Source organism: Streptomyces sp. NPDC048590, assembly GCF_043199535.1.
Taxonomy (GTDB): Bacteria; Actinomycetota; Actinomycetes; order Streptomycetales; family Streptomycetaceae; genus Streptomyces.
This window is the reverse complement of record NZ_JBICWC010000003.1, coordinates 831,948-855,330: the sequence shown is the minus strand read 5'-3', so window position 1 is coordinate 855,330 and position 23,383 is coordinate 831,948. Positions and strand designations below refer to the sequence as shown.

General features: G+C 69.2%; 22 protein-coding genes. 17 read left to right on the top strand and 5 right to left on the bottom strand.

From position 1 onward, the window contains the following. Positions 1–35: 35 nt before the first annotated feature. Positions 36–2,201: a protein kinase gene (locus tag ACGFNN_RS12180; protein ID WP_393555068.1), complete on the bottom strand. Its 2,166-nt coding sequence runs from the start codon at positions 2,199–2,201 to the stop codon at positions 36–38. Positions 2,202–2,380: 179 nt separating this feature from the next. Between ACGFNN_RS12180 and ACGFNN_RS12175 the strand changes: the two genes are divergently transcribed. Then, a complete protein-coding gene (locus ACGFNN_RS12175; RefSeq protein WP_393555066.1) occupies positions 2,381–3,730 on the top strand; it encodes an Nramp family divalent metal transporter in 1,350 nt (449 codons plus the stop codon). Positions 3,731–3,840: 110 nt separating this feature from the next. Here ACGFNN_RS12175 and ACGFNN_RS12170 read toward each other — a convergent pair whose 3' ends face one another. Next, on the bottom strand, positions 3,841–5,571 hold the full coding sequence (locus ACGFNN_RS12170; RefSeq protein ID WP_393555064.1) for a chitinase: 1,731 nt from the start codon (positions 5,569–5,571) through the stop codon (positions 3,841–3,843). 604 nt (positions 5,572–6,175) lie between these two features. Between ACGFNN_RS12170 and ACGFNN_RS12165 the strand changes: the two genes are divergently transcribed. From ACGFNN_RS12165 to ACGFNN_RS12100, 14 genes are all read left to right on the top strand, one after another. Further along, positions 6,176–7,042 carry a hypothetical protein gene (locus tag ACGFNN_RS12165; protein ID WP_393555062.1) on the top strand — a complete coding sequence of 289 codons (867 nt, stop codon included), beginning with the start codon at positions 6,176–6,178 and terminating at the stop codon, positions 7,040–7,042. An 85-nt stretch (positions 7,043–7,127) separates the two neighbouring features. Then, on the top strand, positions 7,128–7,835 hold the full coding sequence (gene cpaB, locus ACGFNN_RS12160) for a Flp pilus assembly protein CpaB (RefSeq protein WP_393555060.1): 708 nt from the start codon (positions 7,128–7,130) through the stop codon (positions 7,833–7,835). A 7-nt stretch (positions 7,836–7,842) separates the two neighbouring features. Continuing rightward, positions 7,843–9,129: an AAA family ATPase gene (locus tag ACGFNN_RS12155; protein ID WP_362538974.1), complete on the top strand. Its 1,287-nt coding sequence runs from the start codon at positions 7,843–7,845 to the stop codon at positions 9,127–9,129. 3 nt (positions 9,130–9,132) lie between these two features. Beyond that, positions 9,133–9,558, top strand: coding sequence for a TadE/TadG family type IV pilus assembly protein (locus tag ACGFNN_RS12150; protein WP_393555058.1), 426 nt, complete (start codon positions 9,133–9,135; stop codon positions 9,556–9,558). A 3-nt stretch (positions 9,559–9,561) separates the two neighbouring features. Beyond that, positions 9,562–9,936, top strand: coding sequence for a TadE/TadG family type IV pilus assembly protein (locus ACGFNN_RS12145; protein WP_393555056.1), 375 nt, complete (start codon positions 9,562–9,564; stop codon positions 9,934–9,936). 58 nt (positions 9,937–9,994) lie between these two features. Further along, positions 9,995–11,332, top strand: a complete 1,338-nt coding sequence (locus tag ACGFNN_RS12140; protein WP_362538980.1) for a CpaF family protein — start codon at positions 9,995–9,997, stop codon at positions 11,330–11,332. A gap of 10 nt (positions 11,333–11,342) precedes the next feature. Further along, positions 11,343–12,281: a type II secretion system F family protein gene (locus ACGFNN_RS12135; protein WP_393555054.1), complete on the top strand. Its 939-nt coding sequence runs from the start codon at positions 11,343–11,345 to the stop codon at positions 12,279–12,281. A 13-nt stretch (positions 12,282–12,294) separates the two neighbouring features. Further along, positions 12,295–13,179, top strand: a complete 885-nt coding sequence (locus ACGFNN_RS12130; RefSeq protein ID WP_393555052.1) for a DUF5936 domain-containing protein — start codon at positions 12,295–12,297, stop codon at positions 13,177–13,179. Positions 13,180–13,251: 72 nt separating this feature from the next. After that, entirely contained in the window at positions 13,252–14,637 is a 1,386-nt protein-coding gene (locus tag ACGFNN_RS12125) for a sensor histidine kinase (protein ID WP_393555050.1), read from the top strand. Positions 14,638–14,701: 64 nt separating this feature from the next. After that, on the top strand, positions 14,702–15,769 hold the full coding sequence (locus ACGFNN_RS12120; RefSeq protein ID WP_393555048.1) for a response regulator: 1,068 nt from the start codon (positions 14,702–14,704) through the stop codon (positions 15,767–15,769). Positions 15,770–16,039: 270 nt separating this feature from the next. Continuing rightward, entirely contained in the window at positions 16,040–16,270 is a 231-nt protein-coding gene (locus ACGFNN_RS12115) for a hypothetical protein (protein WP_362666448.1), read from the top strand. After that, positions 16,270–16,935: a pilus assembly protein TadG-related protein gene (locus ACGFNN_RS12110; RefSeq protein ID WP_393555046.1), complete on the top strand. Its 666-nt coding sequence runs from the start codon at positions 16,270–16,272 to the stop codon at positions 16,933–16,935. The genes ACGFNN_RS12115 and ACGFNN_RS12110 overlap by 1 nt, the downstream gene beginning before the upstream one ends. A 30-nt stretch (positions 16,936–16,965) precedes the next feature. Further along, positions 16,966–17,568 (top strand): hypothetical protein, encoded by a 603-nt coding sequence (locus ACGFNN_RS12105; RefSeq protein ID WP_393555044.1) that lies wholly within the window; start codon positions 16,966–16,968, stop codon positions 17,566–17,568. 47 nt (positions 17,569–17,615) lie between these two features. Further along, positions 17,616–18,227, top strand: a complete 612-nt coding sequence (locus tag ACGFNN_RS12100; protein WP_393555042.1) for an OmpA family protein — start codon at positions 17,616–17,618, stop codon at positions 18,225–18,227. 53 nt (positions 18,228–18,280) lie between these two features. On the opposite strand, the gene ACGFNN_RS12095 is transcribed toward ACGFNN_RS12100, so the two are convergent. Together ACGFNN_RS12095 and ACGFNN_RS12090 are read right to left on the bottom strand one after the other, a co-directional pair. Beyond that, the gene (locus tag ACGFNN_RS12095) at positions 18,281–18,472 is read right to left on the bottom strand and encodes a hypothetical protein (RefSeq protein ID WP_365524669.1); all 192 of its coding nucleotides are present in this window, start codon (positions 18,470–18,472) and stop codon (positions 18,281–18,283) included. A gap of 10 nt (positions 18,473–18,482) precedes the next feature. Then, positions 18,483–19,334 (bottom strand): helix-turn-helix domain-containing protein, encoded by an 852-nt coding sequence (locus ACGFNN_RS12090; protein WP_393555040.1) that lies wholly within the window; start codon positions 19,332–19,334, stop codon positions 18,483–18,485. 296 nt (positions 19,335–19,630) lie between these two features. Between ACGFNN_RS12090 and ACGFNN_RS12085 the strand changes: the two genes are divergently transcribed. Continuing rightward, on the top strand, positions 19,631–20,155 hold the full coding sequence (locus ACGFNN_RS12085) for an ATP-binding protein (protein ID WP_393555039.1): 525 nt from the start codon (positions 19,631–19,633) through the stop codon (positions 20,153–20,155). 63 nt (positions 20,156–20,218) lie between these two features. Here the strand turns inward: ACGFNN_RS12085 and ACGFNN_RS12080 are convergent, their stop codons facing one another. Continuing rightward, positions 20,219–20,638 (bottom strand): HIT family protein, encoded by a 420-nt coding sequence (locus tag ACGFNN_RS12080; RefSeq protein WP_393555037.1) that lies wholly within the window; start codon positions 20,636–20,638, stop codon positions 20,219–20,221. A gap of 262 nt (positions 20,639–20,900) precedes the next feature. Between ACGFNN_RS12080 and ACGFNN_RS12075 the strand changes: the two genes are divergently transcribed. Then, a complete protein-coding gene (locus ACGFNN_RS12075; protein ID WP_393555035.1) occupies positions 20,901–23,354 on the top strand; it encodes a Tox-REase-5 domain-containing protein in 2,454 nt (817 codons plus the stop codon). Positions 23,355–23,383: the final 29 nt, after the last annotated feature.

Below are 23,383 nucleotides of genomic sequence, written 5' to 3'. Positions count from 1 at the left end.
CGGGGGCATCCGCACGGCCCGTACCTGTCGGGGCTCTACACCCACTTGACGCAGAGCACCGTACGGTCGTCGTTCACTTCGAACAGCCAGTAGTCCTCGCGGTCGTTCCGGTTCGCCGCGCAGTAGCCGGGCGGGTACGTCGCCTCCGCCTTCCAGCGGCCGGCGATCTGCAGGATCACGTCGTACCCCTTCGGCACGGTGTCCTTGCCGCAGTCCCACACGTTCATCAGCCGGGCGCCCACCATTTGGTCGCCCTGATGCTTGGAGACGAAGCACTGGCCCACGCGGAACTGCCGCTCCACGCAGAGCGTGGTGCTGAACTCCGGCTCGGACCCGGAGTGCGTCCAGTACGACTCACCTGAACCGTTCGGACAGTCGGAGCCACTGATACCGCTGTCCGTGGAGGTCACCCGCAGGTAGGCGTTGGCGGCACCGCAGGCGACGGTCTGCGGGGTGTCGGTCGACCAGTCGCCGTACCCGTCGTCGTAGGCGGTGAGGCAGTCCCCGGACGACACCTCGTCGAAGGCCTCGTCCTCGGCGTCGGGGGTCGGGTCGGGCGTCGGCGTGGGCGTGTAGCCCGAACCGGTGTCCGTGCCCGAATCCGAATCCGTGTCCGTGCTCGTGTCGCTGCCGAGGGCGGTGCTGCTGGTACTCGCGCCCTTGTCGGATCTCGAACCGTCCTCGTCCGGCTTGTTGGCCTGCCAGAGGACCAGGGCGATGACGGCCAGCACCAACAGCCAGGCGAGCGCGGAGCCACCCTTCTTCCCGCTCGGCGCGGGGGTGGGCGCGGGCGTGCGGTTGCGGGGCGCGGGAGGCGTGGTCCCCGACGAACGTGAAGCGGAGGCCGACCGGGCGGCCCGCTCACGGGCCCTGGCCTCGGCCGCCCGGAGACGGTCCGCGGTCTCCTGCTCGACGCGCTCCCGCTCCCTCCGCTCGGCCCCCTGCTGAGCCCGCTTCCGCTCCTTCTTCTCCTGCTTCCGCAGCTGCCGCAGGCGTTCCTCCTCCTGCCGCCGCTCCCGCTCCCGCCGGGCCTCCTCCTGACGCTCCCGGTCCTTCCGGGCCTGCTCCTGCCGGGCGGCCTCCTGCCGGGCCTGCTCCTGCCGGGCCTGTTCCCGCAGCAGCCGTTCGCGCTCGGCCGCTTCGGCCTGCCGGGCCCGTTCGCGCTCCGCCCGCTCGGCCTCCTCGCGCTCCCGCGTGTACTCCTGGGTGTCGCGAGGCGGCGGGAGGACGTCCGTGACCTCCTCGGAGCCCGCGGCCCCGGACCCGGCCGCTCCCGTGCCCACGCCCGCCCCGCGAGCCAGGTCCCGCCCGTGACGCTCGTACGCGCTGATCAGATCGGTCCACCGCTGAGGCAGCCAGCGCCGGCCCCCCTGCGTCACCGGGAGCCCCGCCAGGGACGCCCGGAAACGCGCCAGCATCTCGGCCGGTACGGGCCGGTCCGCCGGATCGGCCGCCAGGCAGGGGCGGATCAGGTCGGTGAGCTCCTTGGGCAGGCCGCCGAGGTCGAGTTCGCCGCGCTGCACCTGCGCCAGCAGGGCGAACGTGTCGCTGCCCGCCCGGTAGGGGGGTCTTCCGACCGCCAGGTGGAAGAGGGTCGCCCCGAGCGAGTACACGTCCGACGCCTCGGTCGACATCTCACCCCGCGCCTGCTCGGGGGAGGTGAAGGCGATCGTGCCCAGGGTGAGGCTCGTACGGGTGAGGTCGTTGGCGTGCGAGATACCGAAGTCGATCACCCGGGGCCCCGGCAGCGGGAGCAGGATGTTCTGCGGCTTGATGTCCCGGTGGATGATGCCCTCGCCGTGCAGGGTGACCAGCGCCTCCGCCGTACCGGCCGCCAGCCACCGCACGGCCGAGCCCGGAAGCACACCGGCGGTACGGACCAGCTCGGTCAGGGAGGGGGCGGCGATGTAGTCGATCGCCATCCAGGGAAGCGCCGCCCGCGGGTCCGCCTCCCGCACCCGCGCCGTGAACGCGCTGTCGATGCGCTGGGCGAGCGCCACCTCGCGTTCGAAGCGGCGCCGGTCGACATCGCTGACCGTGCCGTCGGCGAGCAGCGTCTTCACAGCCACCAGCTGTCCTTCGGCGCTCCTGGCGAGGTAGATCCTCCCCATGCCGCCGGAAGCGAGTCTCCCGAGCAGTTCGTATCTGCCGAGCGCGACCGGATCCCCACTCCCGAGTGGATCAACTTGCGCTCCTGCCATGCCACTTCCCCCGTCCAGCGCACCACCGTCCAGCGCGCCAAGCGTCCCACGGCCGATGGGGGAGTGCACGACCAACGCCTGTCACAGGACATCCACAGCTGTCGGCACCCGGGGTGGGCCTGACGGCGGTACGCCGCGCCCTCTTGTGCGATCCGGAACCATGCGCTTCGTTGATCGGCATGGCGGAGACAAGCAGAACCACAGGGGCGGGCGAGCTGGGGAACCAGCCCCGTAAATCCAGTTGGCGGTACATCGGCCCCGGCATCGTCGTGGCGGCAACCGGCGTCGGAGCGGGCGACCTGGTCGCGACGCTCATCGCGGGCAGCAAGTTCGGCTACACGCTGATGTGGGCGGCGGTGATCGGCTGCCTCGTCAAGATCTCCCTCGCGGAGGCGGTGGGACGCTGGCACCTGGCGACCGGCCGGACCCTCTTCGACGGCTGGCGCACCCTGGGCGGATGGACCACGGTCTACTTCGCGGTGTACGTCGTCATCTGGGGCTTCGTCTACGGCGCCACGGCCATGTCGTCGAGCGCCCTGCCGCTCGTGGCGCTCTTCCCGGACGGGCCCGGCCTCAAGGTCTGGGCGATCATCACCGGGCTGACCGGCCTGGTCTTCGTCTGGTTCAACCGGTACGCCGTCTTCGAGAAGGCCATGACGGTCCTCGTCGGCGTGATGTTCGTCGTCGTGGTGTACGTGGCGATACGGGTCGCCCCGGACATGGGCGCCGCCTTCGCCGGGCTGCTCCCCGTCCTCCCGGACGGCTCCCTCGTCTACACCCTCGGGCTGATCGGCGGGGTCGGCGGCACCATCACCATGGCCGCCTACGGGTACTGGGTGAACGCCAAGGGCTGGTCCGGACCGTCCTGGATGAAGGTGATGCGGATCGACAACCGGATCGCCTACATCACCACCGGCATCTTCGTGGTGGCGATGCTGATCGTCGGCGCCGAACTCCTGCACGCCTCGCAGATCGCCCTCACCAAGGGCGACAAGGGCCTGATCGACCTCGGGGACATCCTGGAGGACCGCTTCGGCGGTGCCACCGCGAAGCTGTTCCTGGTCGGCTTCTTCGCCGCGTCCTTCTCCTCGCTGATCGGCGTCTGGCACGGCGTGAGCCTGATGTTCGCCGACTTCGTCGAGCGGTTCCGTACGGTTCGCGGTGCCCCCGCGGAGGAGGCCGCCACCGTGGAGACGGAGGGCGCCGGGGCGGACGGCGCCGGGAGCGCGAGCACCGAGGCGGTCGTACGGCAGGAGCGCTCCCTGCCCTTCCGGGCGTACCTGCTCTGGCTGACGTTCCCGCCGATGGCGCTGCTGTGGCTGGACGAGCCCTTCGGCCTGGTCATCGGCTACGGCGTACTGGGTGCCTTCTTCATGCCGTTCCTCGCCCTGACCCTGCTCTGGCTGCTCAACTCCAGCCGCACGCCGAGGGAATGGCGTAACGGATGGCTCAGCAACGGAATGCTGGGCGCGGCGGGGCTGCTCTTCGTCGTGCTGTGCGTCCAGCAGGTGCGCGACCTGCCCTGGTGACGTCCGGGCCGACCGGCTGACGGCGGGAGAACGGCCGCGGGAAAACGGCAGCGCCGCCGGGGGAGCGGCGGCGCTGCGGTTTCGGTGGATCTCCGGGGACCGGCTGTCGGCTACGGAAGACCGTGGACGTGCGGGCCGACCGCGTTCGACCAGGCGTTGCCGGCGGTGGCGTCCCAGTTGGTGGACCAGGTCATCGCGCCGCGCAGGTCCGGGTAGGTCCGCGACGGCTTGAAGGAACCGCAGCTGGTGCCCTTGGCCAGGCAGTCCAGGGCCGCGTTCACGATGGACGGGGCGACGTAGCCGCTGCCCGCGCCACGGGTGGAGGCGGGGACACCGAGTCCGACCTGGGACGGGGCGAGGCCGCCCTCCAGCTGGATGCAGGCGAGCGCGGTGAGGAAGTCCACCGAACCCTGCGAGTAGACCTTGCCGTCGCAGCCGAGCATCGAACCGCTGTTGTAGTACTGCATGTTGACGACGGTCAGGATGTCCTTGATGTTGAGCGCCGTCTTGAAGTACTCACCGGAGGTGGACTGCATGTCGATGGTCTGCGGCGCCATCGTGATGACGAGGCCGGAGCCCGCCTTCGACGACAGGGAGCGCAGCGCCTTCGTCATGTAGGTGGAGTTGAGGCCGTTCTCGAGGTCGATGTCGACGCCGTTGAAGCCGTACTCCTGGATGAGCGCGTACACCGAGTCGGCGAACGCGGTGGCGGAGGCGTCGCTGTTGACGGCGACGGACCCCTTCTCGCCGCCCACGGAGATGATCACGTTCTTGCCGGCGGCCTGCTTGGCCTTGATGTCGGCCTTGAACTGGGCGACGGTGTAGCCGTTCAGCCCGGCCGAGTCCAGGTTGAAGGTGACGGCGCCGGGCGTGGAGGTGGCGTCCGCGAAGGAGACGGCGATGATGTCGTAGTTCGCGGGGACGTCGCTGAGCTTCTGGACCGTCGCGCCGTTGTTGAAGTTCTGCCAGTAGCCGGTCACCGCGTGCTTGGGCACGGAGGTCGTCGGCCCGCCGGGCTCGTTCGCCTTGGCCGTACGGCCGGTGACGGTGGCCGACTTCACGGACTCACCCGCGGCGTTGGTCGCGCTCACGGAGAACTGGTACGCGGTGTCCGCGGCCAGCCCGGTCACGGTCGCCGAGGTCCCGGTGGAGGTGGTGGCCTTCGTCCCGCCCCGGTAGACGGTGTAGCCGGTGGCGCCGGAGACCGCGTTCCAGCTCAGGCTGACCGAGGAGGAGGTCGTGGTGCCGACGGTCAGTCCGGCCGGGGCCCCGGGGATCGTGGGCTCCGGGTCGGTGCCCCCGCCGCCGTCGGGACCGCTCACCTGGACGTCGTCGGCGTAGTACGCGGCCTGGCCGTACCAGCCGTGGGTGTAGACGGTCACCGACGTGGTGGAGGGGCCGGTCGTGAAGGAGGTCTTCAACTGGGTCCAGCTGGAGGAGCCCGGGGACCAGGTGGAGACGTCCGTCGTACCGGTGCCGCTGGCTCCGATGTAGGCGTAGCCGCCCTGCACCCAGGAGCTCAGCTGGTAGGTGGAGTTGGGCTTCACGGCCACGGTCTGGGTGCACTTGGCGTTGTCCTGCCCGGCCGGGGTGGCCTTGAGCGCGGAGGTGCCGCCGTGCACGGGGGAGGAGACGGTGGCGCCGCTGCCCCCGGAACAGGTCCAGTTGGCGAGCCCGGATTCGAACCCGGCGTTCTTGGCGACGTTGACGTCGGCCGCCTGGGCGGTGGTCACGAGCCCGGTGACGCCCAGCGCCCCGGCCGCGACGACGGCCACGGTCCCGCCGAGGAGAGGCCGGACCCGGCGTCTTCTGTGCCTGCTGCTGCCTGCGGAACGTTCCACTTGCTGCCTCCGGTGGGGGAGTTGGGGGGTCCTGCGTGTGTCCTGGCGGGAAACGGTGGCCACCGTTGGCCGATAAACTGGTCCAGACCAATCAAGTTGTCAAGACCTCTGGTGGTGCGGATCCCGGGGGAACGGCAGGTCCGGCACCCCGGACCACCTCCGCGCCGCCCGGACCCCCTCTCCGGACTCCCTCTCCGGCGACCGGCGGCCGGTGCCGTCCATCGGTGATCCACTCGCCCGGGTGATCTTGCGGAGGGGGGCCGATCGTGACGGAGTGGAATCCCCGGAGCTCCGGCCGGAAGGCGTCATATCTGTTCTGACGTGGGTGAATGAATTCTTCCGGATTTCAAACATGGAAGCCCGCTGTAACTCTGCGCAGTGGTACAGAAGTTAACGACTCTGCTTTTGTTCCGATATCGCACGGAGATGTCCCGGGCGGGTGTGCCCACATGTCTTCGTACTGGGTTCCGATATCTGTTCTCCGCCCTGTATGACGTGGCTAAAGTGCAGGGGGAACAAGCACGGAGCAGGAGCGATTGCGGCCGAAGTCACCTGTGACGACGGCCGGAAGCGAACGGGGAAGAGCGTGCCGACCGCAATAGCAGTGACCAGTGCTGACCTGGTGCTACCGCCCACCGATCAGCAGACACCCACAGCGGCTCTGCTGCAGGCCCCCGGGGACCAGACCCTCGACCTCGCGATCGCGGACATGAGTGTGCTCCTGGAGCAGCACGGCTATGTGGTCGCGGTCTATCCGGCGGGCATCGCCCCCGCCCATGAACGCCGTCTGCACGCCGTCCGCTCGATGCTGGAGAGCGACCGGATCGCCCTGCTCAAGGTCGATCTGCCGCCCCTGGGCGTGGCCGTGCTGGTGCGGCAACTGCGCCAGCTGTCGATCTGCGACTTCAGCCCCGGGGTGGTCGCATCGGCGGCCCGGCTCCTCGCCTACTACATCCACGCGGGTGCCCTGCTGAACTCGGTGGCCAGACTCGACCGGGTCCCCGTCAGCCTGAAGACCCACGCGAAGTCCTGGGTCCCCGGTTCGCAGTTCCTCGTCCTGGCCGGCCCGAATCCGCAGCTGGTCAAGATCGGAACGGGGGTCGAGCCGCCGGCCGGGCCCGATTTCCTCTCCCATCTCCTGGTGGCAAAGGGCCAGCTGAACTCCGAATGGGTCCAGCAGACCCTCGCTCCCGCCTGGCAGGTCCAGGCGGTCCAGGAGTGCCCGCTGCCCTCCGGTTCGGCGGGGTGGTGGGGGACGGGGAAGCTGATCGAATTCGCCTCCTTCCTTCCGGACATCTCGGTGATCTACCAACTCGTCTCCTCCGTGCGGAGGGAGAACTGCCACTGGTGCGGAATGGAGCTCATCGGAGACCGCTGCGGATTCTGTTCCTCCCCGTTGGCCCCACCGGAGAACCGAACGCACTCCACAGGTGTCCTGACCCAAGGAGCGCCCGCGCCGCCCAGCACCTGACGGCACCGCCCGCTCCCAGACGACACCGCACACCCCTCTCTGTCCGCTGCTCCACGCATCCGATTCGAACGAGGTTGTCCGGCCCATGAACTCCCGCCAGCGCCGCGGCGTGATACTCCTGCTCCTGTCGGTCCTCTGCGCCTTCGGCGCCTTCGCCGGGGTGCTCTCGGTGATCAGCGACGTCAACTCGAAGGTCGGACCGGAGGTCGACGCGTACCGGGTCAAGAGCAACGTGGCGCCCTACACCGCCCTGTCCGGCGGCCAGTTCGAGAAGATCTCCATGCCGAAGCGGTGGCTCTCGGACAACGCGGTCACCGACATCCGCGAGGTCGACGGCAAGATCGCGGTCACCCAGCTGCGGAAGGGGTCTTTGCTCCAGGCCGACATGATGGAGAAGCGGCCCGCGCTGCGGCCCGGCGAGCAGGAGATCGCCATCATGATCGACGCCGCCACCGGTGTGGCCGGCAAGATCACCGCCGGTGCGACGGTCAACGTCTACGCCACGTTCGCGGGTGAGAGGGAAGGGGAGCCCGCACAGTCGAAGGTCATCGTCTCCAACGCCAGGGTGCTCGACGTGGGCAAGCTGACGGCCCTGGAGCCGGACAACGACAACAGGGCGAGCCAGGCCACCGAGGCGGTGCCGATCACCTTCGCGCTCAACACCCTGGACACCCAACGCATCGCCTACGCCGAGTCGTTCGCGGAGCACGTCCGTCTGGCGCTCATCGCCTCGGGCAGCGACAGCACGATCCGTCCGGGCGACCGCACCTACACGCTCGACAAGGACAAGTGAGGATGGGATGACCACCAGGATCCTCCCGGCCGTAGGTGACGCGGACGCAGCCAGATCCGTCACCACCCTGCTCAGCCAGCTCCCCGACGCCGAGCCCGCGACCCCGGTCGGTGACTCCACCCAGCTCATCGACACGCTCGCACGGTTGGCGGGCGAATCCCTCGACGAGCTGCCCGAGGTCGTACTGGTCCACGAACGGATCGGACCCGTTCCGGCTCTGGAGCTCATCCGGGAGGTGTCCCTCCGCTTCCCCGCGGTGGGCGTCGTGCTCATCACCATGGACGCGAGCCCCGGACTCTTCTCGGCGGCCATGGACTCCGGGGCGCGCGGAATCGCCACTCTGCCCCTCAGCTACGAGGAGCTCGCCAACCGGGTCCAGTCCGCCGCCCAGTGGTCGGTCGGGGTGCGGCGGCACCTCGGTTCCGGAGGGGATGTCTTCACCGGCCCGGGCGGCCAGGTCGTGACCGTGACCGGCGCCAAGGGCGGCGTGGGTGCCACGGTGACCGCCGTGCAGCTCGCCCTGGCCGCCCAGAAGTCGGGCAACACCGTGGCTCTCGTCGACCTCGACCTGCAGACCGGCGACGTCGCCTCCTACCTGGACGTCCAGTTCAGGCGTTCCATCGTGGACCTCGCAGCGATCACCGACATCTCCCCCAGGGTCCTCTCCGACGCCGTCTTCACCCACGGCACCGGGATGTCGCTGCTCCTGGCGCCGGGTGAGGGGGAGCGCGGCGAGGAGGTCAGCGACCGCTCCGCCCGGCAGATCGTGAGCGCCCTGCGGTCGCGCTACGAGGTGGTCGTGATCGACTGCGGCAGCCAGATGCACGGCGCGAACGCCGCGGCCGTCGAGATGGCCGACATCGCCCTCCTGGTGACCACCCCGGACGTGGTGGCGGTACGCGGCGCCAAACGCGTCGTACGGATGTGGGACCGCCTCCAGATCCGCAAGGCGGAGGAGACCGTGACGGTGGTCAACCGCTTCAACCGCAGCACCGAGATCCAGCCGCCGCTGATCCAGAAGATCACCGGGACCCGGATGGCGGGGATCGCCGTACCCGCGAACTTCAAGGAACTACAGGGCGCGGTGGACGCGGGCCGGATGCACGAACTCGACGCCAAGAGCGTCGTCAAGCAGTCCCTCTGGGCGCTGGCCGGTGAGCTCGGACTGGTGAAGACCCCGGCGGGAACCGAGGGCAACGGCAAGTTCCGGAACGACCGGGGCTCGATCGGGCGCTCACGCAGACGGCGTGACGGTGGTGCCCAGGGGCGCGGGACGACCGAGGGGGCAGGCTGACCGATGACGACCACAGAGAGAGAACGCCCCGCCATACGGGCGGGCGTCCACACCCTTCCGCGACCCGGTGAGCGGGACCGCGGCCAGACCGCCGTCGAGTTCGTCGGCGTAACCCCGCTCATCATCCTGCTGCTCGTCGCGCTCTGGCAGTGCGCGCTGATCGGCTACACCTTCAGCCTCGCCGGGAACGCCGCCGACGTCGGTGCGCGAGCAGGCACCGGCGCCCGCTGGAACCAGGGCGAGGCATGCAGGACCGCAGCCAAGGAGGACCTGCCGGGCGCCTGGTCCTCGGCCGCGGACGTCTCCTGCACCACGGACCGTGGCCTGTACCGGGCGAAGGTCCACCTCAAGGTCCCCGTCCTCGTGCCGGGCGTACTCGACTTCCCCATGACGGTCACCGGCGACGCCGCCTCGGTGAAGGAGGGCTGAGCGATGACGCGGAACACGAACACACCGCGACGCGACCGGGGCCAGGTCGCCATCGAGTACATGGGCTTCATACCGCTGCTGCTCATCGTGGGCCTCTGCGCCATCCAGCTCGGTGTGGCGGCGTACGCGGCCAACCAGGCCGGCACGGCGGCCCGCGCCGCCGCCCGCACCGCAAGCCTCGACCGCCCCGAGACCTCACCGGAGGACGCGGGGCGGCGGGCCATCAGCGGCTGGCTGGCGGATGAGTCCACCTTCTCGCCCAGCTGGGGCGGCGACCAGGTCACCTACACCGCGCGCGTCAAGGTGCCCTCCGTGATCCCCGGCATGGAGGACGCGTTCGGCTGGGCCGAGCGAAGCTCCACGATGCCCCGCGACTGAGCAGTACGACAGGAACCGGACCCACCCCGCACCACCGGTACGTCCAAGGAGTTGAGGAATGAGTCTGCGGGCCCGCATCACCGCCCCCGAGGAGCAACCCGGCGGGCGGGAGGACGGCCACCTGGTCGCCACCTACCGGGCCAAGCTGCTCGAGGAGATCGACCTCGCGGAGATGTCCTCGCTCGCGGCGGCGGACCGCCGGGCCAGGCTGGAGCGCGTACTCGGCCACATCATCAGCCGCGAAGGGCCGGTCCTCTCGACGGTCGAGCGCTCGCAGCTGATCCGCCGGGTGGTCGACGAGGCCCTCGGCCTCGGCATCCTGGAGCCGCTCCTGGAGGACGCGTCCATCACGGAGATCATGGTCAACGGACCCGACCAGATCTTCGTCGAGCGCAGCGGAAGGGTCGAGCAGCTGCCGATGCGGTTCGGCTCGCACGAGCAGCTCATGCAGACCATCGAGCGCATCGTCTCGACCGTGAACCGACGCGTCGACGAGGCCAATCCGATGGTCGACGCACGGCTGCCCAGCGGCGAGCGCGTCAACGTCATCATCCCGCCGCTGTCACTGACCGGAGCCACGCTCACCATCCGGCGCTTCCCCCGCTCGTTCACGCTCCAGGAGATGATCGGCTTCGGCTCGCTGGACGAGCACATGCTGCTCCTGCTCTCCGGCATGGTGCAGTCGAAGCTGAACGTCATCGTCTCCGGGGCGACCGGCACCGGTAAGACGACCCTGCTCAACGCACTCTCCGGGCTGATCCCGAACCACGAACGCATCGTCACCATCGAGGACTCCGCCGAGCTCCAGCTCCAGCAGAACCACGTGATCCGCCTGGAGTCCCGCCCCGCGAACGTCGAGGGCAAGGGACAGATCACCATCAGGGACCTCGTCCGCAACTCCCTGCGTATGCGCCCCGACCGCATCGTCGTCGGTGAGGTCCGAGGCGGGGAGTCCCTCGACATGCTCCAGGCGATGTCGACCGGTCACGACGGTTCGCTCGCCACCGTCCACGCCAACAGCGCCGAGGACGCCCTGATGCGGCTCCAGACCCTGGCGTCGATGTCCGAGATCAAGATCCCCTTCGAGGCGCTGCACGACCAGATCAACAGCGCCGTGGACGTCATCGTCCAGCTCACCCGCTTCTCCGACGGAGCCCGTCGCGTCACCGAGATCGCGGTGCTGGACTCGCACGGCCGGGACAACTACCGCATCGTGAGTGTCGCCCGCTTCAACGCGCAGCCGATGGGCGCGGACGGTCGGATCCACGGGGAGTTCCAGTACCTCCCGATCCCGCGGAAGGTGGCGGAGCGCCTCTACATGGCAGGCCAGCCCATCCCGCAGGCATTCGGAGTCGCCCGGTCCGACGAACAGCTCGCCACCCGAGAGGCCAAGTAGGTACCGTCCCATGACCAATCTCCCCCTGCTCACCGTCGGCGTCACGCTGCTGTGCTGCGTGCTCGGCGTCATGGGCCTGCACGCCTACTCCGGCGGGAAGGCCGATCGTGAGGCCCTCGTCCAGCGGCTCTCGCACACCGGTCAGATCGGCCCGGATGGCAGGCACCGCCGCTTCCGCGGGGTCGACCGCCGGCTGCGGACCACCGGCCTCGGGCGCAGGATCGAGCTCAAACTCGCCGCCACCGGGCTGGACATCACCCCCGGTGAGTTCTTCGTCTACGCGATCGCGGCGATGGCCGGACTCTGGCTCATCGCCTCGTCCCTGCTGGCCAACTTCTTCGGCCCGGTGGCGGCGCTGATCGGGCTCTGGGGGACCAACGCGTTCCTGGAGTGGCAGCGCACCAAGCGGACCGACCGCTTCATCAACCAGCTCCCCGAACTGTCCCGCATCCTCGCCAACGCCACCCAGGCCGGCCTCGCTCTGCGGACGGCGATCGGCATGGCCGCCGAGGAGCTGGAGAACCCGGCGGGCGAGGAGCTGGCCCGGGTCGCCCGGAGGCTGTCCGTCGGTGAATCCCTCGACGACGCGCTCAGCGAGCTCACCGACCGTCTGCCGTCCCGCGAACTCGTCGTGCTCGTGACGACACTCGTGCTCTCCAACCGGGCCGGCGGCACCGTCGTCAGCTCGCTGCGCAACCTCACCGAGACGCTGGAGGAGCGCAAGGAGACCAGGCGTGAGGTCAAGACCCAGCTGTCCCAGGTGACCGTCACCGCCTACGCCGTCCCTGGATTCGGCATCGGCGCGATGCTGCTGATGAACGCGGTCATGCCCGGCGCCCTCGACCGCATGACGGGCGCCCTCATCGGCCAGGCGGCCGTGGTCGTCTCCATCGTCCTGTACGCGATCGGGTTCATCGTGATCCGCCGCCTGTCCCGTATCGACGTCTGAGACGAGGAAAGCCATGGATCTGCTGCTCGCACTCGTCGTCGGCCTCGCGGTCTACGGGGCCATCGCAGGCATCCGGATGTACCGGGCCGACGCCAAACTGCCCGGCGACCTCGCCATCGCCCTGGAGGTCGGCTCCAGCCGCACCAGTGCGGTCGGATCGGGCATCGACCGGATGGGCATGCGCTGGGCCCCGACCGTACTCCGCCTCATGGGCCCCAAGGCGGTCAACAAGAAGCGCCGCCAGATCGACATGGCGGGCAACCCCGGCGGCCTCACCATCGACCGTTACGCCGCCCGGCGGGCCGTCTACGGGGCCCTGGGCTTCTTCGGAGCCTTCACCACGATCATCAGGGGCCAGATCTTCGTCTCGCTCCTCCTGATCGCCTTCGGGCTGTTCTGGGTCGAGGTCGGCATCTGGTCCGCCGTCCGCGTCCGCAAGGACCACATCGAGCGCACCCTCCCGGACTTCCTCGACGTCCTCGCGGTCGTCGTCTCGGCGGGGCTCGGCTTCCGCCAGGCGCTGGAACGCGTCGCCGAGAAGTACGAGGGACCGTGGGCCGACGAACTGCGCATCACCCTGCGCCAGATGGACATGGGGGTGAGCAGACGGCAGGCATTCGAGGAGCTCCGTAAACGCAACGACTCGGAGCAGGTCGCGATGTTCGTGACAACACTCCAGCAGGGTGAGGAACTCGGCGCGCCCATCGTCGACACCCTGATCCAGATCGCCAACGACATGCGGCGCACCGACGCCCAGAACGCGAGGCGCAAGGCGGCCAAGGCAGTGCCCAAGGCGACGTTCGCGGTGACCTCGTTCCTCCTGCCGGGGACGCTCGTTCTCCTCACCGTCGGCTTCGTCTACGGAGCGGACGTCGACTTCAGCTTCCTCTCGGGCTGATGGCCTGCGGGACCGCGCGGATACGGGAAGGATGGGTGCTGGGCATGACAAGCGAGGGGGGTGAGAGCGCCGGTGTCGTACCTACTGGGAAGCGGCCACACGGGACTGGACGGTGAGGTACGCCAGGCGATCGCCGATCCGGGCGCGCGTCCGGCCTTCGCGATCCAGGTCAACGCGCTTCAGGCGATGTGCAGGCAGGTGTTCGGGTTCCGACTGGCGATGATCGCCATGGCCACCCCGTTCGCCGTCGCCCGCACGGCCCCTGGACTGCCCACCTGGCTCGTCGGCTCTGCGGTCCTGGTCACCTTCATGGGCTCCTACGTGCTCTTCCGGGACTGGGAACGCTTCGGCCCGCTCTTCCTGCGCCACCCGTGGATCCTCGGCGTCGACGCGCTGTTCGGCGCGCTGCTCCTCGTCACCGCGACACCGCAGTCCACCCTCGCCTACGTCACGGTCTGCACCCCGCTGCTGGCGGGACTCGTCTACGGATGGCGCGGGGCCGCAGCCTTCGCCGTGCTCCAGGCGCTGATCATCTCCGGCGTCTACGCCACCGACGTACAGCTGGAGGCGACGCCCGGCAGCGCGCTGCTCCTCCCCGGCTTCTGTGTCATCGCGGGAGCTGTGGGCGTCACGCTGCGGAACCTGCTGCTGCGGTTCGGATCGGCCAGCCAGGCCCTCACCGAGACCCGCGCCCGCCTCGCGGTCAACGAGGCGGTGGAGGGCGAGCGCACCCGCCTCGCACGGGAGATGCACGACTCGGTGGCCAAGACCCTGCACGGTCTCGCTCTGGCCGCCGACGGGCTCGCCGCCTCCTCCGACCGGATGGATCCCCGTACGGTCAAACACCAGGCGGAGCTGGTCGCGCGGTCCGCGCGACGGGCGGCCGCGGAGTCGCGCGAGCTTCTCGCCGACCTGCGCCGGGACTCGGGTCTCGACGGCGGTATCGACGTCATCGCCGAACTCATGGCGCGAGCCGACGACTTCTCGCGTCGGCACCCGCTGACCGCCACTTTCCGCAAGTTGAGCGACCTCCCGGTGCCGCCCGTGCCGGCCCCGGTCGCCCGCCAGCTCCTCACCATCGCCTCGGAAGCCATGGAGAACGCCCACCGCCATGCCCAGCCCACCTACCTCGTCGTCCTCGCGGGCGTGAAGGGCGACGTCCTGCGCGTCACGGTGTACGACGACGGCAAGGGTCTGCCTGCCGGAACGACGCTGGACGACCTCAGGCGGGGCGGCCACTTCGGACTCGTCGGCATGGTCGAGCGAGCCGCCTCGATCGGTGCCCGCATCCGCATCGGCAGGGGCAAGGCCGCCAAGGGCACGGAGGTCCGTATGGAGCTGCCACTGGCCGCCCTCGGCACCACGACCGCAACACCACCCCCCGGCCCTCCCGACCGCCAGGCCGTGCCCGCCGCACCGCCTGGCTGGGGCACGACAGCGGCACCGCCGTCCCCATAGGCCCCGCCGGGTCCATCACCGTCCTGACCGATGAATGACCAGAGAACCGAGAGGAGGTCGCACCATGCCGGACGAAGTCTTCCGTACATCAGGCCAGAACTGGACCGCGCAGAGCCCTGCCTCCCAGCACACGTCCGCGAACGCGAACCCGTATCCCGCCGAGCTCAGCTCTCCCGGATTCCCCGCGCCCCGGGAGCCCGCGGCGGCCGAGGCGATGTCCCCCTTCCCACCCGGGGAGTTCCCTCCCCCGGCCCCCCTGCGGGTCGTCGTGGCCGACGACAATCCGGTCGTACGCGCCGGACTGGGCGTGCTGCTGACCGGGCGAGAGGACATCGAGGTCGTCGCGGAGGCCGTGGACGGCCGGCAGGCCTACGAGATGACCGTGCGGCACCGCCCCGACGTCGTGCTCCTCGACGTCCGGATGCCCGGCGTCGACGGCATCTCGGCACTGCCGCACCTGGTCAAGGTGGCGCCGGTGATGATGCTGACGTACAGCCGGGAGAGCGAGATCGTCCACGAGGCGCTGCGGCTGGGCGCCGGTGGCTACCTCGTGCACGGTGAGTTCACGGCGGACCAGCTCGTGCAGGCGGTCCGGGACACCAAGAGCGGCCGGGCCCACTTCACCGCAACCGCGGCGAACGCTCTGCTCGCCCACATGCGCCAGGGCGACGTGCCGCGAACGGGCCCACTGCCGGACGGGCTCGGATCGGCCCTGACGGCCGGGGCACCGGGGACGCAGGCTGGACCGGGGGCGGTGGGATCTCCGCACGGTGCGCCTGCACATGTGCCGGTTCAACCGCCTCTTCCACCTGCGGCGCGGCACTCCGTACCCGCGCAGGGTCTTTCGCAGATGCAACCAGTTGTGGGACAGTCGTCGCAGGGGAGTGACACCCAAGGGGCTGCCAACTCCGTTCAGCATGGGCTGAGTTCGAGGGAGGTGGAGGTCATGCAGCTGATCGCGTCCGGCATGAGTAATCAGCAGATCGCCGCCACCTGCTTCATCAGCGAGAAGACGGTCAAGAACCACATCAACCGCATCTTCACGAAGCTCCACAGCGGAAGCCGCAGCGAGGCCATCGCGAGATGGCTGGGCACGGCCCCGGGTGGCAGTCCGGGCCTGGGAGGCAGGTAGCCATGGCTGCGCGGGGGAAGCGTCACGCGATCGCACGGGTGTACGCGCCGGAGGGTCACCGGCCGCAGGCCCATGGCCCGAGGGGCAGGGCCCAACTGCTGCATTGGGCCCGTCTTTGGGCCCTGGGACCCTCTCCCGTCCAGGGTCTCCGGCCGTACGTTTCTCATGTCGCAAGCGGCACCGGCCAGGAGGAAGCCGGTTACGAGGGCGGCAACGCAGAAGCGAGTGAGTCGGCCGGCAGTCGGTCGGCCGGACCTGGAGGGGAACACCATGTCGAACATCACCCTGAAGACCGCCGTCCGCGTCAACGGCTGGGCGAACACCGCGGTCAGCGCCATCCAGAAGCGTTACGAGGCCAAGGACCGCGGTCAGACGGCCTTCGAGTACCTCGGCATCATCCTGGTGGTCGTGGCGATCATCGGCGGCATGGTGGCCTCGGGCATCGGCTCGGCGATCACGACCCGCATCACGGGTCTGGTGAGCTCGATCACCGCTGGCTAATGCGACAGCGCCAACGTAGCGAAGCAGGGCAGGCCTTCCCCATCTACATCGTGATGGTGGCGGGCCTGCTCTTCCTCGCGTTCGCGTTCTTTGCGGTCGGCAAGGCATCGGCCACGCGTAACGGAGCCCAGGGAGCCGCAGACGCGGCGGCGCTCGCCGCAGCTCAGGAAGCCCGCGACGAGATAGGGCCCGCATTTCTGGGATCGCTGCTTCTGCCCGGCGGCCTCAACGACTTCTTCGGCAATCACTACATCAGTGGAGCGCCCTGCGCCCAGGCTCAGAGCCTCGCGGCGAACAACAACGCCGATGTGATTGGGGGCTGCGGGTGGCAGTCCCGCTTCCAGCGCGACGAGGTCACGGTCAGAGTCGAAACGCGCAACACGGTGGGCGACACCGTGCTTCCTGGCACGGAGTCGCGGCATGCCACGGCCACAGCCACGGCAGTGATCGAGTTCCGATGCAGTTGGGAAGCCCCCGAGAAGCCGAGTGAGGGGTCGGAGCCTCCCCCGGGAGACGACGATGCTGAGGACGGGAAGCCCGAGAATCCTGGCCCCTTCACGTTTCACTGTGACGGCAGGGACAGATTCGAGATTGACCCTCTTCACCCTGACCCGTGGGAAGAGCTGGGCGAGTCCCTCTTCGCCGTGCACCTGACTGACGACTGACAGCGAACGACGAGTAAAGGAATCTGATCCATGAGCTTTCGGCGCACACTCAGGACTCGAAGGGGCGTAGCGGCTGTCTCGATGGCGGCCCTGATGGCTCTCGTCGTCACCGCGTGCGGTGGCGACGAGGGAGGGGAAGCGAAAGAGCCAGCAGCCTCTGCCTCTTCCAAGCCTGCCGAGGAAGGCAAGGGTCCTGGGGACGACACTGCTGCCGGCGAGAATGTCGACAGAAGCGTCAAGCTGGCCGAAATGCAGGGTCAGAATGACCTCACTCTGGTTATCAACGAGGTCAAGCGCGACTCGGGTGGGTTCGTCACCGTGCAGGGCGAGATCAAGAACGGCGGCGATCAGGGTCGAAACTCTGCTGGTTGGGCGGGGACCGAGAGCGCGGTTGTCGCTGCCAACCCGAACTCCGTCGCAGGTGCGACGCTCGTCGACAAGGTGGGGAAGAAGCGGTACTACGTTCTTCGGGACACCGATGCGCGGTGCCTCTGCACGACTGGCATCCTCCCGCTGCAACCGGGGAAGACGACCGCAGTGTTCATGCAGTTCCCCGCGCCGCCGAACACAACCACCGAGGTCGACTTCACGCTGCCGACGTTTGCCACCGCCTCACTGAAGATCTCTGGGTGAGGCTCGACATGAACCGAATGAGCGCAGGGCTGCCACGGCGAGTCCGCATGGCCCAGGTGGTTGCGGTCACCGTGCTGACGACCAGCTCCACCGTGTTCGGGCTGACCTCGGCGGTTGCCGACGACGGTCCCAGTGTTCCTCCCGGCACCGAGGCCTCAGCAGAGCCGCCGGTCAAGACCGATGGCAACGACCCGGACCTCAAGATGCCGGAGGGCGGCACGCTCGCCCCAGGCAAGGTCCTGGACATCATCCAGGTCGTGGAGGACGAAGGCGGCGAGGAGCGTCGCGAGGACACCAACGCGGACATCAAGTTCGCGCTCCAGGCCGAGGTCCTCTTTGGTAAGGACAGCGCGAAGCTGAGCCCGGAGGCGAACTCGCGTATCGCAGCCATCGCCGAAGAGATCAAAAAGCAGGATGCGGCCAAGGTCAGGGTCTTCGGGTTCACCGACAACCTCGGTTCCTCCGCCCACGGTGACGTGCTGTCCAAGCAGCGTGCCGAAGCGGTGAACGGTGTGCTGTCGAAGCAACTGCCGCCGACCGTCACGTTCGAGATCCGCGGTTACGGAGAGCAGTACCCGATCGCCGACAACAGCACGGAAGAGGGCCGGAAGAAGAACCGTCGCGTGGAAGTCTCCTTCCAGCGCGGTGAGGGATCCTGAGCTTGCTTCAGGACGTCGGGGCCGGCACCGAACGGTGTCGGCCCCGACGCATGTCATAGCAGGTGGTCCGCCTTGCCGGCCTTGATGTCGCGGATCATCTGCTGGAGGGCTTCGCGACTGTCGGTGAGGTAACGATCCTCCGCCCCTGAGATGGCTATGAAACTATTGCCCTGGGTGTCCGTGCCGAGCCGGTAGCAGCTCGCCCCCTCGCCGCAGAACGGCTCTTCCCAGGTGACGTCCTGCATGATGATCTCCTCAAAGTTCTTTTGCGACTGTCTGGATGAGATCTCTTGAACCGGCAGGTGGCAGCGAAATTCGCTCCATCCAGTCCAAGTGAGCGCGGTACTTTGCCAACTGCGCTTCTTCGTAAAGGAATTCCGGGCCGTGCGTACTGTCCACCTGCACAGTGTCCAGCTCCGGCACCGGGCCCTCCGAGTAGTTGACCGTCTGCCCGGAGCCGGGAAAGGCGCCTGCCGAGAAGGGGATGACCCGCAGGTTCACATTGTGGCGCTCCGACATGGAGGCGAGGTGCTTGAGCTGCTGCCGAGCAACCTTCCGTCCGCCGAACTGCATGCGGAGAGCGGCCTCGTGCAGGATTCCGCTGTACCTCTGCGGGGACGACCCCTCCAGCATCTGCTGCCGTTCCATTCGGTGAGCCAGACGCAGGGCGACTTCGTGCTCAGGCAACGGGGGGACGACGACACGGAAGACGGCCAGAGCGTGATCGCTGGTCTGGAGAACTCCGGGCATGTGCACGGAGTGTGCCGTACGCATCCGTGAGGCATGGGCTTCGATCTCCGCGATGTCCAGCAGGCCGGCAGGAAGGCTGCCGCGATAGCGGTTCCACCAGCCGCGCTGTCCGGGAGCGGCCATGGCCACCAGGGCCGTCACGTAGGCATCGTCAGCACAGTGGCAGGCCTGCGCCAAGACGCGTACGCGTTCCTCGCTGATGGCCCGTTGACCCTGCTCGACGTTCGACAGCCTGGAGCGATCAAGGCCGAGAAGACGCGCCACGGCCTCGGCCTGCATGCCGGCCTTCACACGCATCTTCCGGATCTCGCTCCCCAGCCGTCTCTGCCGCTGGGTGGGGGATGTGCGCTCTGCCATGTCTGGGTCCTTCCGAGGGGAGCCGCAATCAAGTCTGCCGTGAGAACGGCGCGCCGGAACACGTAAGGGTGGAATTGCATGGCTTTTGGTGGCCAATATGCCCCCACCGAGACTACCGTCTGTCTTGCAAGCATCACGCTGCGCACAGCCGAAGTGCATCGCGCCGTCCTGCCCGCACCTCCTTCCCTGGGAGGGGCGGGGCGGTGTCAGGGAGACAGGCCACAGCTCTGCCGCAGTGAGTGCGACCGCCGCAATCACGCGGCGACCGTCACCTACGCCACCACCTGGAGTCATTCGTGCACCCGTACACGCCTCCGCCCCAAGCCCCGGCCCTGTGTCCCGCCGTCCCACCGCTCCCGCCGGGGCCGTACCGGACCGCTGCCCGTACCGCCCCCGGTGCGGCGGAACCGCTTCGGGCGCGGCGGGAGGTCGCGCTCAGCCTCACCCTCCCCGGTGATCCCCGTAGCGCGGCGGTCGGGCGACGCGCGGTCGCGTCGGCCCTGCCGGCCTACGGGCTCCGCTCGCACGTCTGGCCCGCCACGCTCGCCGTCACCGAGCTCATCGCGCACGGCGCGGCCCTCACCCCGGGGCGTGAGCTCTACCTCTCCCTCCGGCACCGTGACGCCGCCCTCCGCCTGGTGCTCTGGGACCAGCACCCCGCCCACCCCGACGCGGACGCCCGCGCGCTGTGCGAGGTCTGGCGCAGGCGCGCCCTGTGGCTCCTCGCGGCCGTGGTGGACGACTGGGGTGGTGAGTGGGGGAGTTGCGAGGCGCGGCCACCCCACCAGGGCGTCAAGTCCTGGGTGCTGCTGCCGGAATGAGTAGACCGTCGCGGGGTGGCGTTGTTCACGAGGGCGAGGGCTGGCACGCCCTCTGTGGCGGCGTCACCGCGTGTGAGTGGCAGTCATGGCGTCGGCGAGCTGTGCGACAGGGTCCTCGGCAATCCGGTGACGGGACCGCTGGGTGGGCCAGGTGGAGAACGCGTCGTCCGGCCAGCGAGGGACCACGTGGAAGTGCAGGTGGGGTACTGACTGCTCGGATCCGGGTCCACTGGCGCTCAGGACGTCGACGCCTCCGGCCTTCAAAGCGGTCTGCATCGCCGCGGCCACCTGCTGGACCAGCGCCGTCGTGTGCGCCAAGTCCTCCGGGGGCACGTCGAAGATGCCGGCCCAGTGGGCAGTGGGAATCACCAGGGTGTGACCTGGCGCGAGCGGATTCAGCGGAGCGAACGCGCTGGCCACAGGTCCGCGAGCCACCCACCGTGCGGCATCGTCCCGGATCAGGCGGCAGAAGGTGCAGTCCATGCGTTCTGACCTTGCCGGAACCAGCACCGGCCGGCCACCGCTTCGGCGAGCTTTCCGTGCACCGCCTGCGCGGCCCGCATCAACGCGATGCCGTTGACCGGTCGCCGCGTACCGGTGGGGGTGCCCGCGAGCCGAGGGTGTGTCTCCCGAAGCATCAGGTCCGGATTTGGGCCCCCGGGCCCATGCCCGGAGGCACCGCCCCGTGGTCGGATGAGTGTCGTGGGTGAAATCCCGCGCTGAGACGACTGGTTGGGGGATCAGGGTGTCTGGCACAGGCGGACTCGCGGCTTTCGGCGGCTCCGGATGGATATCGGCGCCCACGGGAAGGGCGTCGCTGCCGCGACCGCTGCACGTGGTCCTGGTCCTCGTCCGGGTCCTGTTCGGGTTCACGGTGGCCGGAGGCGTCAGCGGGCTGATGCTGGCCGCGTCGGCCGGCGGTGTCGACGGCGAGCTGCTGGGACTGCTGCTCTGCGCGGCACTGCCGGGAGCCGTGGGCTTCACCCTCGCCTCGCACGTCCGCACCGGCGACGTCTGGATCTGGCGTGGGCTCCTGGGCGTCCATGTGTGGTTCCTGCTCGGAGCGCTGGCGACGCTGAGCGGCGGGCAGACCGGGCGCGGTCTCACCCAGCTGCTGATCCCGCTGGTCACCCTGGTCCTGCTGTGCCGCCCCAGCTCCCGTGGGTGGTTCGACCTGCGGCCCGAACAGCGCGCTCCGCACCGGCCGTTCAGTATCGCCAGGATGATCACCTGGCGTCGCGACGGCGGTCAGACCGCGCTGGAGTACCTGGGTCTGGTCCTGGTGGTCGTCGCCCTCATCGGCGGCCTGGTGGCCACCGGCATCGGTGGTCAGCTGACCGGCGGGATACGCGGCGCGCTCTGCGAGCTGACCGGAAGCTCGTGCCCTCCGCCCGCCCCAGGCGATGTGGTCGCCGGTGACGGCACCGACGGCGGGGTGACCGGGGGAGAGGACGGTGCGGACGGCGGAAGCAGTACGGGTTCCGACGGGTCCGCCACGGGGGGATCCGGCACCGGGGGCTCCGGTGCGGGCGGCTCGGACACCGGGGGATCCGCCACGGGCGGCTCGGACGCCGGAGGCGCGACCGGCGGAGGCTCCGAAGGAGCGTCGGGCGGCAGCACAGAAGGCGGCACCGGAGGCACATCCAACGGCGCCTCGGGTGGCAGCACCGGAGGAACGACCGGCAGCACCGAGGGCACCACGGGCGGGACCACCGGTGGCAGTACCGAGGGCACCACGGGCGGCGACACCAGTGGAGGGACCGGCGGTACGGAGGCCGACCCCGCCGTCAGCGTGCAGGAGGAGACCGACGAGGAGAAGACCGACGCCGCCGGCGACGAGCCGGGCTGGGAGGACGACGAGGCCGCCGCCGGTGACGACGGCAAGGATGACGACGACGAAGGCTGCTTCTCCGGCTTCGGAGCCTTCTTCTCCTGCGCGGGGGACCAGGTCAAGCAGGTCGGCGAGGGCCTCTTCGTCGACGGCATCTGGGGCGATGTCACCGGCATCTGGGACACCGTCACGGATCTCCCCGGCGCCTGGGACGGCATCAAGGACTACGGAAGCTCCCTCGGCGACGCCTGGTCCGAAGGTACGAAGGACGCCGGCGACAAGTGGAGCAAGGGCGACTACTGGGACGCCCTGACCGACTGGGGCGGCGCCTCCGTCGACACCGGACTGACCGTCCTCGACGACATGTTCATCGGTGACGAGGTCAAGGACCAGTGGAACAACGGCCAGAAGACCCGTGCCGGTGCCAACGTCGTATGGAACATCGGCTCGCTCTTCATCCCCGGGTACGGCGAGGCCAAGATCGTCCAGAAGCTGGGCAAACTCGGCAAGCTCGGCAAGCTCGGTGAGGCGGCCCAGAAGGCGGTCAAGGCCTCCGAGCGGGCGCGCAAGGCCGCGGACAAGGGTGACGTCGACGGGGCGAAGAAGGCCGCCGACGAGGCCCAGGAGCACGCCGACGACGCCGCCGACGAGCTCGCCGAGAAGGGCTGCCTGATCAGCTCGGGCCCCCTGGGCGGTGGCCCGCCCACGCCCTCGTACGCCGGCGGGGTCAACGCTGCGGGCCCGGCGACGGTGGCCTACCGCATCCAGGGCGCACCCGCCGTCCTCACGGAGAAGAAGTGCGACGGCGTCAGCCAGGAGGAGATCGACGCCGCAGAGCAGGCGCAGAAGGAGGCCGACGCGGCCAAGGAGGCCGCGAAGGAGGCCAGTCGCAAGCAGGTCGCCAAGTGGAAGAAGCCGTCCTGGTACGGGGACCTGAAGAACCCCCGCAAGGGGTCCAAGGACGCGGGCGACGGCACGTGGAAGGCCAAGAAGTCCGTGGCGTACTGGCCCAGCATGGAACGCTGGATGCGGTACCAGGAGCAGGTCTCCGGGGTGAAGCGCGGCAAGGAGTACGCCGTCAAGGACCCGAGGACCGGCCGGGACGTCGACTTCGACGGCTGGGACTCCGCGTCCCAGACGTACAAGGAGGCCAAGTTCGGCTACGGCAAGAAGGTCCGGCCCGATGGAACACTCGAACCGGCCCAGGCGGCGAAATTCGTCGAACAGGCGCAACGCCAGGTCCGCGCCGCCGGAGGCAAGCCGGTCGAATGGAACTTCTCCAACCCGAAGGTCGCCGAAGCGGCGCAGAAAGCGTTCGACGACGCCGGCGTGGACGTGATCGTGAAGCACACTGAGGTCAAGAACTGAGCGGCGGCAGCACACGCACAAGGGCGGAG